The following is a 15,953-nucleotide window of genomic DNA, read 5'->3' as shown; positions in this document are numbered from 1 at the left end:
GGTTCAGGAATTGCGGTCAGATTCCTGAGCGTGGGAATCCGAGTGCCCTAATGAATGATTAGGGGCAATCTGATCCCGAACCAGTTGTTTAAGTTGTTTTATTTCAGGAAAACCGCCTTGTTCTTTGCGCGACCATATCCGGGTATTGTTAACGTACACCTCGAAAATCCCGCCATTGCCCGGTTTCAGGGTTAGCTCGTCGATCATGCCGTTAAAGGTGGTCAACAATTCCTGCGCCATCCAGCTGGAGCGCAATAGCCAGTTGCAGCCGGTGCAGTAGTGTAGAGTGATTCGAGTTGCCATACGGTAATGCTTCCTGCAGGAATTAATGAGTTAATCATGCTATCAAATAAAGATGGTCAATTCTTTTGGAGGAGGCGTGATGACCCACTGGCTTGTGGACAGCCCAGGGTCTGGAGACGGCACCCGGAATGCAGATTTCTGGCTTGAGCACTTGCAGGCACAGGGGATAAGCGATGTTGAGGTTTGCCACCTGGATGAGCAAAACCAGTGGCGCGACAGGGTATCGAAAGGCGATTGCCTAATGGCTGCTGGTGGGGATGGCACGGTCAATGGTGCTGCTGAAATATGTTTAGAGACCGGTGCGGTTCTGGCCATACTACCGTCCGGAACCGCCAACGATTTCGCCCGTAATCTGAATATACCTGCAGAGCCAGAGCAGGTCGCCCGGCTTGTCGCGGAAGGGCCAATCCAACACATTGATGTTGCGGTAGCCGGTAAACGGATATTCTTGAACGTTGCCCACATTGGGCTCGGAACCTTGCCTGCCCGTGAGGCGGATTCACCAACAAAGAAATGGCTTGGGAAATTCAGTTACGTGGCCACGCTGTTTCGCCAGATAGGCGAGCAGCGAGGTTTTCATGCTGAAATACAAACGGATAAGTCGGCCATGAAGGGGCGCTGGTTGTCGATTGCGATCGCTTCAGGGGCTTTTTTTGGCGGAGGCCATGAAATTCCCGGAGCCTCAGCCGACGATGGGCAACTGAACCTCATCGCCGTGAAACCGAGGCCGCTGCTGCAGTTGCTGTTTGCGTTTCTGATGGTGCGGTTGAATGGCGAGACACCTCAGCGTACCAGTACGGTGGTTCAGGTGAAAAGCCCGGTGTGTCAGGTGCACACCCAGCAATCTAAATCCGTCACGGTTGATGGTGACGAGGCCGGCACCACGCCTTTTGAGGCGGTCTGCAAGAAGGGTGCGTTGAGAGTGATCGGACGGGAAGTGGTGCGGGCCGGAAGGGCAATGTGACATGCCCTCCGGCCTTGAGGCTCGGCCTCGATATTACAGGCCGGCTGCTTTCGCTCGAGCGGCATGGAGCTTTTTGTAGCTCTCGATCATCTTCAGGTGCCTGTCCAAACCTTCCAGATTCATGCTGGTTTCTTCCAGCCCGAAGAAGCGAACTGAACCATCGATGGAGCCGACAACCGCATCCATAACCTCGTTTCCGAACATCCGGCGGAAGTTGTAAAGGTAATCTTCCAGTTCCAGTTCTTCGTCCAGCGTGGCTTCCAGAGAGGCCTGCATGGCCTGATAGAACAAGCCGCGCTCAACCGTATTGTCGTTAAACTGCCGGAACATCTCGACCAGCTCGAGAGCTTCTTCAAGCTCGCCCAGAGCCAGATAAATCAGCAGTTTCAACTCCAGAATAGTGAGCTGGCCCCACACCGTGTTTTCATCAAACTCAATGCCGATCAGCGTAACGATCGTCATGTACACATCCAGCTCAGCTTCTTCCAAACGTTCGACCAGAGACGCCAGCTGTTCTTTATTCAAACGGTGCAGGTTGAGGATGTCTTCCCGGAAGGCCAGCGCCATATTGGTGTTGTCCCAAACGAGATCTTCCACCGGGTACACCTCAGAGTAACCGGGTACCAGAATCCGGCAAACCGGTGCGCCGAGGTCTTCAAAGACCGCCATATAGCACTCTTTGCCCATGTCCGAAATGATGCCAAACAGGGCTTCGGCCTCTTCCTCTGTGGTGCCGGAGAAGTCCCATTCCACAAAGTCATAGTCGGATTTGGAACTGAAGAAACGCCAGGACACCACACCACTGGAGTCGATGAAGTGCTCCACATAGTTGTTGGGCTCTGTCACCGCCATGGTGTTGAAGGTGGGCGCTGGCAGATCGTTCAGACCTTCAAAACTGCGGCCCTGCATCAACTCGGTAAGGCTGCGCTCCAGCGCTACCTGAAAACTGGGGTGAGCGCCAAAGCAGGCAAATACGCCGCCGGTTTTCGGGTTCATCACGGTGACCGAAATGACCGGGAACTGGCCGCCCAATGAGGCATCCTTCACCAGAACTGGGAAGCCCTGTTCTTCCAGTGCGTTGAGGCCTTCCACGATATCCGGGTATTTGGCCAGAACTTCGTCCGGTACGTCCGGAAGTGCGATTTCGTTCTCGATGATTTCTTTCTTGACCGCGCGCTCGAGAATTTCTGACAGGCACTGAACCTGAGCTTCCTGCAAGGTATTGCCAGCACTCATGCCGTTGCTGAGGAACAGGTTTTCGATCAGGTTAGATGGGAAGTAAACGGTTTCCCCATCGGACTGGCGCACGTAGGGAATGCTGCAGATGCCGCGCTCCGGGGTGCCGGAGTTGGTGTCGAACAGGTGCGTGCCCAGTAGTTCGCCGTCGGGGTTGTAGATGTCCAGGCAGTAGTCGTCCAGAATGCCTTCGGGCAGCTCGCCCTCGGGGCCCGGCTGGAACCATTTCTCGTTCGGGTAATGCACGAACTCGCTGTTGGCAACGTCCTGACCGAAGTACTGATCGTTATAGAAGAAGTTGCAGTTCAAACGCTCGATGAACTCACCCAGAGCTGAAGCCAGCGCGGCTTCCTTGGTGGCCCCTTTCCCGTTGGTGAAACACATGTGCGCAGCGGTATCGCGCACATGCAGTGACCAGACGTGGGGCACAATGTTGCGCCACGAAGCGATCTCGATCTTCATGCCCAGATCCGCAAGGATCCCGGTCATGTTAGCAATGGTCTGCTCCAGCGGCAGATCCTTGCCTTCGATGTAGGTGCTTGTGTTGTCGCTGGAGCCAACGTTAAGCAGGGCTTGAGCGTCTTCATCCAGATTTTCCACCACTTCAATCTGGAAGTCCGGGCCGGTTTGCACCACTTTCTTCACGGTGCAGCGGTCGATGGAACGGATAATGCCTTGGCGGTCTTTGTCGGAAATATCTTCCGGCAACTCCACTTGGATCTTGAAGATCTGTTTGTAGCGGTTTTCCGGGTCTACAATGTTGTTCTGGGACAGACGGATGTTGTCGGTCGGAATGTCCCGAGTGTTGCAGTAAACCTTTACAAAGTAAGCGGCACACATGGCTGAAGAAGCCAGAAAGTAATCAAACGGGCCGGGCGCCGAACCATCCCCTTTGTAGCGAACGGGTTGGTCTGAGACGACGGTGAAATCGTCGAACTTGGCCTCAAGCCTCAGGTTGTCGAGATAATTGACTTTGATTTCCATGGGCAGCTTACCGGATTCAGAAATATGAGCAGTTTACGCGGAATTGACGAGGTTATCCCCGATGCGCGGGATGGTCTCACAAAAACAGAGAGGACGATACTCTACGTTCTCAGCGAAACCCAAAAGGAACTGGGTGGGCGCAACGTGCCTACCGTGATGCTCTATGGCCGGGTACTGGAATACGTGAACATCAGCGAGCAGGAGTTGCACCTGTATTTGGATCGGCTGGGTGTTAAGGGCGATGGGCGTTGATTCAGCGCACTACAAAGACTGATATATTGCTGTGCCTAACAATTTCCGCTGCGTTGGAGCGGAGCAGGTGCAATGCGTCTCCCAACCCCGGCGGGTGGGATGCCATGACGACAAGATCCGTACCGGTCTCTTTAATCGCTTTCAGCAGCTTGTCATCAAGCTCGACCGCCGTATCCACAGATTCCAGCACTTTGGCGTCCGTTTGAATGCCGTGGGACTTTCCCTGCTCCTCGGCAAATTCCTGAAGCTTGCTCGCCAGTTCTTTGGGATTATGAGCTGCAGCGCCAGGGGTGCTGTTGGTCACTGTGATGTAGCAGAGTGTTGCGTGATAGTGCTTAGCCATGTCGATGGCCGTGTTGAGCGTTTTGGCCATCTTGTTCAGGTGGGCGAGGTCTACTGGCACGAGAATATGCTGGTACATGGCTCAAACTCCGATTGTTCAAAAAATGAACTAATTCTTCTGAGTCTGGACCATGATCATCATGATCTGCAAGTTAGAGCGCAGAATAATGACGGATACCTTTGAGCTGGCAAAACGTAGCTGGAGTCTCAAGGAGTTGCCGAGGACGTTCCCTCGGAACTCGTTTCGAGGTAATGTGCGTCCTACCGAATATAGAGCTGTTTACTAGCTACTGATAATAACGTCATAAGAGACATACAGTTAAAGGAGATACACCGTGTCGGAACTCGCCAACTACGAAAGCTTTAATGTCGAAGTCAAAGACCACGTTGCGCACGTGCAGTTCAGCCGTCCTGAGGCCATGAACTCCATGAACAAAGCGTTCTGGTTGGAGCTGCCTCGCTGCGTGCAGGATATTGAAGCCAACACCAACGCCCGGGTTATTGTTATTTCCTCTACTGGTAAGCATTTCTCTGCCGGTATGGATCTGGCGGTTTTCTCTGATCCGAAATCTGTACCTATGAGCGGCGACCCCGGCCGTATGGCGGAGAACCTGCGCCGTGTGGTGCTACAGCTGCAAGACACACTGACGTCTCTGGAAAAAGTGCGTTTGCCCGTGCTGGCGGCCGTTCACGGTGGTTGCATTGGTGGTGCGCTGGATTTGGTCTGTGCCGCGGACAGCCGTTATTGCACCAAAGATGCCTATTTCACCATTAAAGAAACCGAGCTGGGCATGACGGCAGACGTGGGTACGCTACAGCGCTTGCCGAAGTTGATGCCTGAAGGTGTGGTGCGCGAACTGGCCTATACCGGCCGGAAGTTTGGCGCGGAAGAAGCCCAGCGTCTTGGGTTTGTGAATAATGTGTATGACACTCAGGAAGAGATGGTCGAGGGTGTGCTGGCGATCGCTGCACAAATTGCTGTTAACTCCCCGCTAGCAGTGACTGGCTGTAAAGAAATGTTGAACTTCAGTCGTGACCACAGCGTAGAGGACAGCCTGAAGTACATGGCTACGTGGCAGGCAGGTATGTTCCGCCCGACCGACATGATGAAGACCTTCCAAGCCAAGGCTCAGAAGCAGGCGCCGACCTACGATGATCTATTTCCAGTCAAGGATCTGTTCTCTAACTGATTCATGACGGAACGCCAAGACTCCTCAATCTCCACAGTCGCCGCCCTGTTGTTTCAGGGTGGTATTGGTGTGGTCGGAGCTATTGCGCTCTGGTTGTTCGAAATCCCGGTACTCTCGGGCGTTTTTGGTGTGACCGAGGCGCTTGTCTACGGCACTTTGGGGGCAGCAGCAACCTACTTGGTTCTGCTGCAGCTCACTAAGCTGACTTGGCTCTTCCCGGATAACCTCAGTGAGCAAATGCAGGCGTTGTACGAGTTCGCGGCCAGTTACCGCTGGCCGGTACTTCTGCTGCTGTCCCTGCTAGCGGGCGTTGGTGAGGAGCTACTCTTCCGGGGCGCCATTCAAGGTTGGCTGCTCCAGCATACCGGCCCGTGGACCGCTGTGATCGCGGCTTCTCTGCTATTTGGGTTGGTGCACTATGTCTCCTTTACCTATTTTGTTATGGCAACAGGGCTAGGGTTGGTTTTGGGAACTGCCTATCAACTCAGCGGTAGTCTGACGATGGTGATGGTCTGGCACGCTGTGTACGACCTTTTAGCTCTGTATTTTCTCTTGAACTTTCCTTCATGGTTCGGCGTTCGCCGGTAACCCATCCTTATACTCACGAATTTTGGAATAACGCGTGTTTGAAAGCTATCTGACCGGTTTTTTAGTGGGTGGTGGCCTTATTGTGGCCATTGGCGCCCAGAATGCTTATGTGCTCAGTCAGTCTATTCGCCGAGAGCACCATTGGTGGTCTGCTGGGGTGTGCATGGCCTCCGATATCGTGTTGTTCACACTCGGTATGTTTGGTGTGTCCGCAGCGTTGACGGCCATGCCACAGGGGCTGGAAATTCTTCGTTGGCTGGGTGTGGTGTTTTTAGGCTGGCTGGCGGTTCAGGCATTTATTCGGGTTATCTGGGGCCGGGGAGCGCTGACGGCAAAGCAGCAAGAGCGGCGTAGTTTGAAAGGCGTCTTGCTGACCACGCTGGCGGTTACCCTGCTGAATCCGCAAGTCTATCTGGATACCTTGTTGCTGGTTCCAGCGGTGGGTGCTCAGCAGTCGAGTAGTACCGGGTTTCTGCTCGGGGCAAGCAGTGCGTCTGTTTTGTGGTTTGGGGGGCTAGCCTGGTTCGGGTCATCGATGGCACCGGTGCTGTCGCGCCCGAAGGTGTGGCGTGTTATTGATGGCTTGATCGGGTTGATGATGTTGGCCATTGCGCTGCAGCTTGCTCTCGTCGGCTTGGAATAATTCAAACGGTTGTATGAAATTAGGTTGAGTCTTCGATTATCTTGCAGGAAGATAGCGCGCTTTTAAATGTCGCCAGACTCCTAATACGTCGAGGAACCCTATGAATTCAACGATTCGCCGCTGGTTTGCCAGTGCCAGCTCGATGCGCCACGTGATGAATACCTTTGCGCCATACCTGGGTGCCGGCATTAAGGCCACCCATATTGCGGATGATTTCTCCACAGCCACGGTCGAAATGAAGCAGCGTTGGTACAACACCAATTACGTGGGGACTCACTTTGGCGGATCGCTGTACAGCATGGTGGATCCCATGTACATGCTACTGCTCATGCGCAGATTGGGTAATGACTACGTGGTGTGGGACAAAGCGGCGAGTATTGAATTCGTACGGCCGGGTAAAGGGCGTGTCACGGCTCATTTTGAACTGACAGAGGAGAGGCTGGAGGAAATCCGGCAGGCAACCGCAGGCGGTGATAAATACCTGCCAGAGTGGACACTGGATATTGTTGATGAAGCCGGTGAGGTTGTCGCCAAAGTGAATAAAGTTCTATACGTACGGAAGAAAAAAAACCGGGCCAATAGCTGATCCGGGCTTATCAGTTACTAAAGGTTGGCTAGTCAGAGTTGGCTTCGACCCGCTCCAGGAAGCGTGCGATATCTTCGAACGCTTCCTCGGCCTGGGGTAACAACGGGGTAAATATGTGCCAGACATGAACCATGTTCTGCCAGGTATGCAGCTCCACCAGTGACCCTTCCGCCTTTGCTTTGGCGGCGTATCGAGCCGCATTATCCAGCAGCATTTCTGTGGTGCTGGCGTGAATCAGGGTAGGAGGCAGGTTAGCAAGGTTCCCTCGCAGCGGAGACGCCACCGGGTTGGTCGGAGACAATCGGAACGCAGCCAGTGTGCCCCACCAGATAACCGGCAGGGGTACTTTTGAAAGCCCGCCAAATATTGGCCCCAGCATGGCATCGCTTCGGATGTTGTCACGATTGCTGGGGGCCGTCAGTGTCAGGTCTGTCGATGGAGACAGAGCGACCGCAGCGTCTGCCTGGCGAACACCGCTATCACGTAACCAGGCGATCAACGACAGGGTGTGGCTGCCACCGGCAGAATCCCCGGCCACGACCATAAACTCAGCTTCCGCTTTGCCCTCGGGTCCATGATCCAGAAGCCAGGTATACGCGTCCCGGCAATCAATGATGCCGTCCATGAAGCGATGTTCTGGCATCAACCGGTAATCCACCGCAAACACCGCGGCATTGGCAAGTCGGGAGAACCGGTTGGTTACTGCACGATGGCTTTTCGGGCTGCCAACGCTCCACGCACCCCCATGAATGTAGAGCACCCGCCGTTTGGTGTTTACCCCTGGGGCAATGACCCATTCCCCCTTAGGATGCTGGCAAGGGAGAATGTCTGACTCGATTTCGGCCTCTTCCCCCAATCGGTCAAAGTGGTTACGCACAGCGGTTAGCCGGGCTTTGCCTTTCAGCCCCTTAGATGCACGGCCCATCTCTTTAATGCGTGCGAGTACTTCGTCATGAGTGGGGTGGGGGCTAACTTCAGTGGTGGCCCACTCGTTGCCGTCAAAGTGCGAAAGGTCCTGAACCCGGAACAGCACAAAGGTGGCGACAACAAGCAGTACAACGATGGCGAGAAAAATCCAAAGCATGGGCGTTCCTTTTTGAGTGCCTCGTTTTGGCGTGCATATTATGCTGGCGTTATGTTCTTATCACGGCAACTATTTCAGAGTGACAATGTGTTGCCATTGGCTCAACTGCCCAAAGGAGGCCGTCCATGCCCAAGGTGTTTTTTGGTGTTGAGATTGCGCCGGACATCAAACAGCGTTTGTTGAAAATTCAAGCGCCGGTCCAGTCTGCGCGCTGGCAGCGTTATGAGCAACTGCATTTGACCCTGGTGTTTATGGGGGAGGTGGCTGAAGACTCAGTGCAGATTTTGTGCGAGGCGGCGGAGAAGGTATCGGAGAGGACGTTTGAGCTGGATGTCGGCGGGTTGGGGTGTTTTGGCTCACCAGAGCGACCAAAGATTTTCTGGGCGGGCGTTTCTCCTGAGACCACGATAGTTAATCTGCACCGGCAATTGGTGGATAAGCTGTTGGTGGCCGGCTTTAACGTTGAGCACCGCAACTTTCGACCGCACATTACGTTGAGTCGGTTTGGGTGGGGCGCGGGTTCGGTCAGGCGTTTGATCGATGCTCATGATAGGGAAAGCTATGGCGTTATGGCTGTCCGGGAATTCGTTTTGTATGACAGTACCCAAGGGTCATCTGGTTCGGTTTACACCGTGTTGAAGCGGTTTCCTTTGGGATAAATGAGGGTTACATGGAATCAAGCTCAAGGGGTGTGCTGGTGAATAAAGATGCCTTGATGTGCCCGGTGTGCGAGTTGGCTGAATTGGAGACGTTTCGAGAGATAGAGCGAAAGCGCTATCTTCGTTGCGGTAACTGTAAGGCGACGGTTATGGCACCGGAATGCCGATTGACACCCGACGAGGAACGCGCGGTTTATCACCTGCACGATAATGATCCGGACGATGCCGGTTACCGGCGTTTCCTCTCGAAACTGGCGGACCCTATGATGGCAATATTGCCAGAAGGCGCGGCAGGGCTTGATTTCGGGTGCGGCCCGGGGCCAGCGTTGGCTAGGATGTTTGAAGAAGCGGGCTTTTCCGTTGCGCTCTACGATCTGTTTTTCTATCCAGAGTTGTCTGTGCTGGAGAAACGCTACGATTTCGTCACCTGTACTGAAGTGGTTGAGCACTTGTTCGAGCCGGCCAGGGTATTTGCCCAGTTTGATCAGTTTCTGAAGCCCGGGGGCGTGCTAGGCATCATGACCTGTTTTCAGACGGACGATGATCGGTTCGACAACTGGCACTATCGGCGCGACCCGACACACGTGGTTTTCTATCGGGAAGACACCTTTGAGTGGTTGGCGGGGCACTATGGTTGGCAACTGGAGGTTCCGGCTAAAGATGTTGTCCTGCTGCGCAAACCGCTTTAACTCGATGAGTGTTAGTCGGTCTCGGCCGCGCAGGCAGGAAGTTTCGGGCATGTGAGCGTTGTGTCTGGCGAGGTGGTGCCGGGTTGGAAATTTTCCACTTGGAAGCGGTCGCCGGCCAGATGGGCCGCGCAGGCCATTGCCTGATTGGCTTGTTGATAGCAGCCAGCAGCCGAAAGCGCATACGCTAGGTTGTTCCAGCCTTCAGCAAACTCCGGAAACCGCTCAGTCGCAAGGCGCAGGTGGTTGGCGGCTGCGTCAAACCGGTTTTGGCTGTACGCCAGATTGCCCAGCGCTAAAAGCGGCGCGGGCTCATCAGTCCATTGACGCGCTGCGGTCTGATACGCGGTTTCTGCCGCGAATGTGTGGCCTGTGGTCTCCAGATCGTGGGCAGCACGCAACCACGGAAGGGCCTCGGCGGTTGCGGGTAGCTCGTCTGGTGGAAGGATCACCACGGCCCAACGGTCGGCTCGGTTCCAAGTAGAGTGGAACACCTTGTAAGGCTGGCGGTGGTGTTTACGGGTGTCGGTATTGAGTATCAGGGTTTCGTCCTGATGGTCGTAACCAACAACCACCGCAAAGTGCCACTGCGGCCACCAATCGAATCCCAGATTCTGCATCACGAGCACCGGGTTGCCGGCCGAGACTTCTGCCAGCAGCGTTTCGATGTCTGGTTGCAACGGGTAAACCACCATGTTGTGTGACCGCGCACCGGCAACCATCTCAATTTGTAGCGAGCCTTCCCTCTCGGGTAGGTATACCAGTTCTTTCAGGATATCCGGATCGGTGTTAAGGCCTTGGCTGTTCAGCATAGTGGCCAAGGACGCCGGGCCACACTGATACTTTTCTTGCGGGAAAAAGGGAACATCACCCAACAGTTGCTGGCTTTGGAAGTCAGCTTGCCCGGCGATGGACGAATCGGGCCAAGGCGGGGTGGTTGCACAGCCGGCCAGCAGAAGCAGCCCGAGAAGGGCTGCCAGTCTGCTGCATCGAACGACTACCGTCTGAAAAAGGGAGTGGGTTAGCGAATACAATTGATGAAGGAGAACAGGTTAGTTGCACACAGCATGTCGGTGATGATGAACACCAACAGGAATAACACGATGATCCCGACAACACCTTCCCCGGTGGGGGCTTCAGCCAACTGCTGTTCAAAGTCTGCCAGTTCGGCAGGGGTCAGATTCTGGATGCGCTCAGCCACTTGGTCTTCACTGACACCAAGCTCAGCGAGCTTTTCTTTCACTTCCTGCTGCTCCAGCATGTTCAGGAGCTGTTGGCGATCAAGGTTGACCTGTTGCTGCTGGATCAACTCGCCTGTCCCGACCATGCCCGCATGGGCAGAGACGGAGAAGGTGGTGGCAAAAGCCATCAGGATGGCCATTACAAGCGAAAACTGCTTGGCATAGCGTCGAATGCCGTTCATTGCAGACTCCTTACTCGTTTGTTTAGTTTCCTTAACCGTAGAACGCTCAGGCTTATGATTCAACATACAAAACGTTCATAGATACAAGGATCACTATCAAAAGGTTGAAAGACCGGTGGCTTCCATAAGCCGGTATTGCCAGTACTTCAATCGAGAGTCATCAGCCCAGTCGGAATAGGGCAAGCTGAGCGGCACGCTGTCTGTTTGTTCGCTTGCCCAGTGCTTATTGAAGAACTCTGAGGCTTTTCTGGCAACAGGGCTTTCGGTAGCTACACTCAGCCAAACATTGGACTCAAGATTGAGGTCGTCCAGATTTCTTCGGGTAAAGTTGGCAGAACCCAGCAGCAGCTCTTGTTGCCCGTCTTGACGGGTGTAGCTGAGCAACTTGCTATGGCATTGTTCGCCCTGAGTATTGCACCATCGAACCGGAATGCCGGCTTGGTGCAGTTCGTGTCCCACGGGGCGGTTGGGTATTCCGTTCTTCTCATGGCCGAAGGCGTCCTTGTTCGCGTCCAACAACAGGTGGATATGTACACCTCGTTGTTGTGCAGCTTTCAGCGCTTCGATGATCGGCCGGTGAGAGAAATAGAACATGGCGATGTTTATGGTTTCGCCTGTTTGACTGCGCGCGATCATGTCCTGCGCTTGATCGCGAATGGCGGACTCGGTGAGCAGCTTTATGGTGCCTGATGTTTCGGGGGCAGGCTGCTGAGAGGTGGCCATTTTGTTGAGCCACCGGTCAAACGTTTGCGTGCTGGCACCGGACATTTGGGCGACTGCGCGCTCGCTCTGAATCACGTCTTGCACTGCCGGCCCGCTGAAGGTGAGCCCGATGTTGCTGTGCCGGCTGCTGCCGTCGTGGGGATTGGCAGAGGTGATGAGCGCGCGGAACTGATCGCCTGCGTCAGCGACTAAAATTTTACGATGGTTGGCTTTGAAGTTCGGGAGCGCCAGATAGCTGCGCAGCGTGGTTTTCTCTGTGCCGAGAGCGTTTGGCAACCAGCCTCCGTCCGGGTTGTTGCCGAGCCATTGGCAGCACACACGCCACAGGGCGGACCAAGTAGGGTTGCTGTCCCGAAGCGGTTCGAGTTTGGTAACAATCAATTCGACGCCGACTTCTTTCAACGCTTCAAAGGCCGGTGAGCGTGTGCCACCGTAAAACGTATTCAGTGGGTCGGATATCACTACAATATCGATGTTGGGGGTGGCGCGCTTCTTTTTGATCAGCGCCTGAGTCAGTTGGCTGGCGAGGGGACGAAGCTCCACGTTTTCCGAACCGGTGCTGTTATAAAGAAACATATCGATAAGGATGAATTGCTCGGCTTGAGCAATGAGTTTAAAAACCTCATCGAAAACTTCGTGCTCTAGTGATGTTTCGCCACTTGGAAAGTGCCGAGTGGTGTCGGTCAACAAGCGAGGTGAAACGAGGGGGGCCGGATTGCCAGTATATCGGATGCCTTCCGGAAGAGGCTTGTAAGAGTGCCAGACACCCAGGCCGATCAATACCAACAGCAACGTACAGGCTACTAACTTCATCGTCATAGTTAATTCGATCCGTCGAACCAGCCCACGATGGGCCGGTTTACTCGCGTTGTTTGTCGATAACCCACGCGGAGAAAAGTTCAAGAAGCTGGGAGGCATGGGGAGCCGGCTTCACCAAGTTTAGGAGCGACTCAGTTTCCAGCCCTTCTTGTTCCAATTCAGGGCTTTGGACATGAAGGTAGCTTTTCATCACATCGTCAGTGAACTCGGGGTGGAACTGGACGCCCCAAGCATTCTCGCCAACCCGGAACGCTTGATGTGGTTCGAAATCCGTCGCGCCGAGCAATACCGCTCCTGGAGGTAGCTCCAGAACGGACTGTTTATGCGTTAATTGAGCAGAAAACTGTTGCGGAAGGTGGCGGAACAGCGGGTCAGACTTTGCACTTTCAAGCAGAGTAACGTTGTGTGTGCCGGTCTCGCGTCCCTTCGGATGGTAGCCGACTTTACCGCCCATAGCGTGGGCGAGTAATTGGTGGCCGTAGCAGACACCAAACGTTGGAATGTTTGTCTGTACGGCACCTTTTAACCAATCTGACGCTTGCTCACTCCAAGGTTCACGGTCGCTAACCATAGCGGGAGAGCCCGTGATGACTACGCCGTGCCAATCCTCCGGCTGACCGGGTGGGGGCGCTTGAGTAACGTCGGCGACAGTTAGGTCAAGCTGGCTGGACAGCTTGCTCACAAACCAGTCTTCAAAATCTCCAAACTGATCTCTGATTTGAGGGTAGGTTGTGCCCGTTTTCAGGATCACGACACGAGGTTTCATTCCCTCATCTTTACCAGCCATGCGTCACCTCGTCTGAAGCTAAAGCCTTGCGCAGATTATTCCTGCGGCAATTCAGCGTTATGGAAAACGTTTTGAACATCGTCGAGGTCGTTCAGCATGTCCATAAACTTTTCGAACATCGGGATGTCATCGCCTTCTACCGGCGTGGTGGTTTTCGGCAGGAATTGGATTTCGTCTACCTCAAACTCAATGCCATCGAAGGCATCTTCCAAGGCTTGCTTAGCTTTGGCGTACTCGGTGTTCGGGGTGAAGACGGTGATGGTTTCGTCTTCATTCTCGATGTCGGTGACGTCGACATCGGCTTCCATCAAGGCTTCAAGAACGGATTCTTCGTCTTGGCCTTTAAATACAAAAATGGCGCAGTGGTCGAACATGTGGGCAACGGCGCCGGGGGTGCCGATTTTGCACTTGGTTTTGGTGAAAGCCAGGCGAACATCACCGAAGGTGCGGTTCGGGTTGTCGGTCAGGCAGTCGACGATGACCATGCAGTTGCCGGGACCATAACCTTCGTAGCGAGCGGTGGAATAGTCTTCGCCCGCGCCGCCTTTGGCTTTATCAATAGCTTTTTCAATAACGTGAGTGGGAACCTGGTCTTTCTTCGCGCGCTCAATCAGCCCTCGCAGAGATAGGTTGGCCTGAGGGTCAACGCCGCCAGACTTGGCCGACATGTAAATTTCCCGACCGTATTTGCTATAGACCTTGGTTTTTGCCGCAGCCGTTTTGGCCATGGACTCTTTGCGATTCTGATAGGCTCTGCCCATATTTCTATGCCCCTTGCTTGCTATAAAGAGCGTGATTTTACTGAACCTGAGGACAATACAACAGCTTTGTTACGCCAGTTCGGGAACTCGTCGGATTCCGCGGCGAAGCCCCAACTCCAGTGAGGAGCGAATCAGCTTGCCGGAAAATGGAACAATATCTTCAAAACTGATGGTGTATCGAAGGCGTGTTTGACCGTCGCTGGTGTCGCTGAAATGAATGCGGCCCAGATGGTTTTTGATCGGGCCTGCGCTGGTGATTGCGTATTCGATCAGGGTATAGGGTTCAAACTCAAGGACCGTCTCTTCAATACTTAAAGGCCCTAAGCCAATCTTCCGAACCGAACCCGCACCGTTTGGATCAGCTTGATCGCTGTCTTTAATGCGCTTGACCGGTGCGCCAATCATTTTGCCGAAGCGATGGTGGTCTGCGAATAAGGCAAACACTTTTTTGCGGGGCACGTTGAAGGTTTCATTAATCTCGATTGTGTAAACAGCCATTTTGCTTCTCTTGTTCTTAAGTGTTGGCCCAAGAGTAACGGTTCACACTGTTTAACTAAAGGTGCTCGGTGGGGTGGGTACCTGGTTGGTCTTGTGGATTGCACTCGTTATAATCCCTCTCGCTCAGGATGAGCAGGATCAAAATCACTCACTTCAGGGACCGAAGTCATGCCCCAGGCAAGCGGATTGCAGTTCACCGCCCGAGTTGGCGAATTCCCCTCAGACCACTTCGTGGTTGCCAGCTTTGTGCTCACCGAAGGTTTATCAACGCTTTCCCATGGCCGTTTGAAACTGGCCAGCACCGACCCGGACGTGCAAGCAGCGGATGTACTGGAACAGCCGGTTGATCTGGTGGTGCGGCAAGACGGCCAGCCCCTGCGCCGCTTTACTGGCGTGGTGAACGAATTTGTTCGGGGCAACACCGGCCACCGCCGCACCCATTACGAAGTGGTGATCCAACCCCCGGTGTGGCGTTTGGGCTTGATGCACAACAGCCGGATTTTCCAGGCACAGACCCCCGATGCCATTGTGCGCACGCTACTGGAAGAGCGGGGCATTGTGGATACGGTGTTCGACCTGAAGCGTTCGCCAGAAGAGCGGGAATATTGCGTACAGCACCGTGAAAGCGACCTGAAATTCTTGGAACGACTCGCTGCGGAAGAAGGCTGGCACTGCCGCTACCAGCACGGCAGCGTGGACGGCGAAGAACAACCGGCGTTAGTACTGGCCGACCATCACGGTGATGCGCCCAAACTCGATCCCGTAGAGTGCAACACCAAAGCCGGCGGCAGCACCCAGCACGCCTGTGTATTCAGCTTCGCCTACGAAGAACGGGTGCGGGCTTCATCGGTTGCGATGAAAGATTACACCTTCAAGAACCCGGCTTACGCTCTGATGCACGAACAGAGTGCCGGTGGGGTGAACCACCGCGACGACTACCAGCACTACGACTACCCCGGCCGCTACAAAGCCGACGCCAGCGGCCAGCCGTTTGCCCTCGCCCGATTAGACGCACTGAGAAACGATGCTTCTGTTGCCAAAGGTAAAAGCAACCGCCCGGATTTTACCGCCGGTGCCAAAGTGGAACTGCAAGAACACGACAGCCAAAGCCTGAACCGGGAATGGTTGCTCACCGCCATCACCCACACTGGCAAACAACCACAAGCGCTGGAAGAAGAAGGCGGTAGCGAACCGACCAGCTATACCAACGAATTTACCGCCATTCCCGCCGATAAAACCTGGTGCCCCATCTGTGAACACAAGCCCATGATGGACGGCCCCCAGATGGCCATCGTGACCGGCCCCGAAGGCGAAGAGATTCACTGCGACCAATACGGCCGTGTGAAAGCGCGATTCTCGTGGGACCGCTATTCAAAGAATGACGAACACAGCAGCGCTTGGCTCCGCGTGTCCCAAGGCTGGGCT

19 protein-coding genes are annotated in these 15,953 nt (G+C 54.4%); 9 read left to right on the top strand and 10 right to left on the bottom strand.

Features of this window, described 5'->3' with window-relative positions; genetic code table 11:
• Positions 1–3 precede the first annotated feature (3 nt).
• Positions 4–303 carry a SelT/SelW/SelH family protein gene (locus ACNQ6O_RS10445; RefSeq protein WP_418053153.1) on the bottom strand — a complete coding sequence of 100 codons (300 nt, stop codon included), beginning with the start codon at positions 301–303 and terminating at the stop codon, positions 4–6.
• Between the two features lie 79 nt (positions 304–382).
• Here ACNQ6O_RS10445 and ACNQ6O_RS10440 point away from each other — a divergent pair, with 79 nt between their 5' ends.
• On the top strand, positions 383–1,267 hold the full coding sequence (locus ACNQ6O_RS10440) for a diacylglycerol/lipid kinase family protein (RefSeq protein WP_418053152.1): 885 nt from the start codon (positions 383–385) through the stop codon (positions 1,265–1,267).
• A gap of 33 nt (positions 1,268–1,300) precedes the next feature.
• Here the strand turns inward: ACNQ6O_RS10440 and ACNQ6O_RS10435 are convergent, their stop codons facing one another.
• Positions 1,301–3,487, bottom strand: coding sequence for an OsmC domain/YcaO domain-containing protein (locus ACNQ6O_RS10435; protein WP_418053151.1), 2,187 nt, complete (start codon positions 3,485–3,487; stop codon positions 1,301–1,303).
• 24 nt (positions 3,488–3,511) lie between these two features.
• On the opposite strand from ACNQ6O_RS10435, the gene ACNQ6O_RS10430 reads away from it, so the two are divergent.
• Positions 3,512–3,739 (top strand): hypothetical protein, encoded by a 228-nt coding sequence (locus ACNQ6O_RS10430; protein ID WP_072677829.1) that lies wholly within the window; start codon positions 3,512–3,514, stop codon positions 3,737–3,739.
• A gap of 1 nt (position 3,740) precedes the next feature.
• Here the strand turns inward: ACNQ6O_RS10430 and ACNQ6O_RS10425 are convergent, their stop codons facing one another.
• Complete coding sequence (locus ACNQ6O_RS10425; protein ID WP_418053150.1) at positions 3,741–4,160, bottom strand: universal stress protein; 420 nt, start codon at positions 4,158–4,160, stop codon at positions 3,741–3,743.
• A 256-nt stretch (positions 4,161–4,416) separates the two neighbouring features.
• On the opposite strand from ACNQ6O_RS10425, the gene ACNQ6O_RS10420 reads away from it, so the two are divergent.
• From ACNQ6O_RS10420 to ACNQ6O_RS10405, 4 genes are all read left to right on the top strand, one after another.
• Positions 4,417–5,271 (top strand): crotonase/enoyl-CoA hydratase family protein, encoded by an 855-nt coding sequence (locus ACNQ6O_RS10420; protein ID WP_418053149.1) that lies wholly within the window; start codon positions 4,417–4,419, stop codon positions 5,269–5,271.
• A gap of 3 nt (positions 5,272–5,274) precedes the next feature.
• Positions 5,275–5,859 carry a CPBP family intramembrane glutamic endopeptidase gene (locus ACNQ6O_RS10415; protein WP_418053148.1) on the top strand — a complete coding sequence of 195 codons (585 nt, stop codon included), beginning with the start codon at positions 5,275–5,277 and terminating at the stop codon, positions 5,857–5,859.
• Between the two features lie 34 nt (positions 5,860–5,893).
• The gene (locus ACNQ6O_RS10410) at positions 5,894–6,502 is read left to right on the top strand and encodes a LysE/ArgO family amino acid transporter (protein ID WP_418053147.1); all 609 of its coding nucleotides are present in this window, start codon (positions 5,894–5,896) and stop codon (positions 6,500–6,502) included.
• 100 nt (positions 6,503–6,602) lie between these two features.
• Positions 6,603–7,088: a DUF4442 domain-containing protein gene (locus ACNQ6O_RS10405; protein WP_418053146.1), complete on the top strand. Its 486-nt coding sequence runs from the start codon at positions 6,603–6,605 to the stop codon at positions 7,086–7,088.
• 28 nt (positions 7,089–7,116) lie between these two features.
• Here the strand turns inward: ACNQ6O_RS10405 and ACNQ6O_RS10400 are convergent, their stop codons facing one another.
• Positions 7,117–8,172, bottom strand: coding sequence for an alpha/beta hydrolase (locus tag ACNQ6O_RS10400; protein WP_418053145.1), 1,056 nt, complete (start codon positions 8,170–8,172; stop codon positions 7,117–7,119).
• A 125-nt stretch (positions 8,173–8,297) separates the two neighbouring features.
• Between ACNQ6O_RS10400 and thpR the strand changes: the two genes are divergently transcribed.
• The gene (thpR, locus tag ACNQ6O_RS10395) at positions 8,298–8,831 is read left to right on the top strand and encodes an RNA 2',3'-cyclic phosphodiesterase (RefSeq protein ID WP_418053144.1); all 534 of its coding nucleotides are present in this window, start codon (positions 8,298–8,300) and stop codon (positions 8,829–8,831) included.
• 11 nt (positions 8,832–8,842) lie between these two features.
• Positions 8,843–9,520, top strand: coding sequence for a class I SAM-dependent methyltransferase (locus ACNQ6O_RS10390; protein ID WP_418053143.1), 678 nt, complete (start codon positions 8,843–8,845; stop codon positions 9,518–9,520).
• Positions 9,521–9,531: 11 nt separating this feature from the next.
• Here ACNQ6O_RS10390 and ACNQ6O_RS10385 read toward each other — a convergent pair whose 3' ends face one another.
• The 6 genes from ACNQ6O_RS10385 to ACNQ6O_RS10360 form a co-directional block, all read right to left on the bottom strand.
• The gene (locus ACNQ6O_RS10385) at positions 9,532–10,551 is read right to left on the bottom strand and encodes a PA2778 family cysteine peptidase (protein ID WP_418053142.1); all 1,020 of its coding nucleotides are present in this window, start codon (positions 10,549–10,551) and stop codon (positions 9,532–9,534) included.
• The gene (locus ACNQ6O_RS10380; protein WP_418053141.1) at positions 10,539–10,940 is read right to left on the bottom strand and encodes a PA2779 family protein; all 402 of its coding nucleotides are present in this window, start codon (positions 10,938–10,940) and stop codon (positions 10,539–10,541) included. Before ACNQ6O_RS10380 ends, ACNQ6O_RS10385 begins: the two co-directional genes overlap by 13 nt.
• Positions 10,941–11,036: 96 nt before the next feature.
• Positions 11,037–12,482, bottom strand: a complete 1,446-nt coding sequence (locus ACNQ6O_RS10375) for a phospholipase D-like domain-containing protein (RefSeq protein WP_418053140.1) — start codon at positions 12,480–12,482, stop codon at positions 11,037–11,039.
• 40 nt (positions 12,483–12,522) lie between these two features.
• Positions 12,523–13,248: a glutamine amidotransferase gene (locus ACNQ6O_RS10370; RefSeq protein WP_418053139.1), complete on the bottom strand. Its 726-nt coding sequence runs from the start codon at positions 13,246–13,248 to the stop codon at positions 12,523–12,525.
• A 56-nt stretch (positions 13,249–13,304) separates the two neighbouring features.
• Positions 13,305–14,030 carry a YebC/PmpR family DNA-binding transcriptional regulator gene (locus ACNQ6O_RS10365; RefSeq protein WP_418053138.1) on the bottom strand — a complete coding sequence of 242 codons (726 nt, stop codon included), beginning with the start codon at positions 14,028–14,030 and terminating at the stop codon, positions 13,305–13,307.
• 69 nt (positions 14,031–14,099) lie between these two features.
• Positions 14,100–14,528 carry an SRPBCC family protein gene (locus tag ACNQ6O_RS10360; protein WP_418053137.1) on the bottom strand — a complete coding sequence of 143 codons (429 nt, stop codon included), beginning with the start codon at positions 14,526–14,528 and terminating at the stop codon, positions 14,100–14,102.
• A 168-nt stretch (positions 14,529–14,696) separates the two neighbouring features.
• Here ACNQ6O_RS10360 and tssI point away from each other — a divergent pair.
• A partial coding sequence (gene tssI, locus ACNQ6O_RS10355; RefSeq protein ID WP_418053136.1) for a type VI secretion system tip protein TssI/VgrG occupies positions 14,697–15,953 on the top strand: 1,257 nt, incomplete at its 3' end.

The organism is Marinobacter sp. SBS5 (assembly GCF_048285575.1).
Classification (GTDB): domain Bacteria; phylum Pseudomonadota; class Gammaproteobacteria; order Pseudomonadales; family Oleiphilaceae; genus Marinobacter.
Note: the sequence above shows the minus strand (reverse complement) of the source record. Positions and strands in the feature narration are given on the sequence as shown.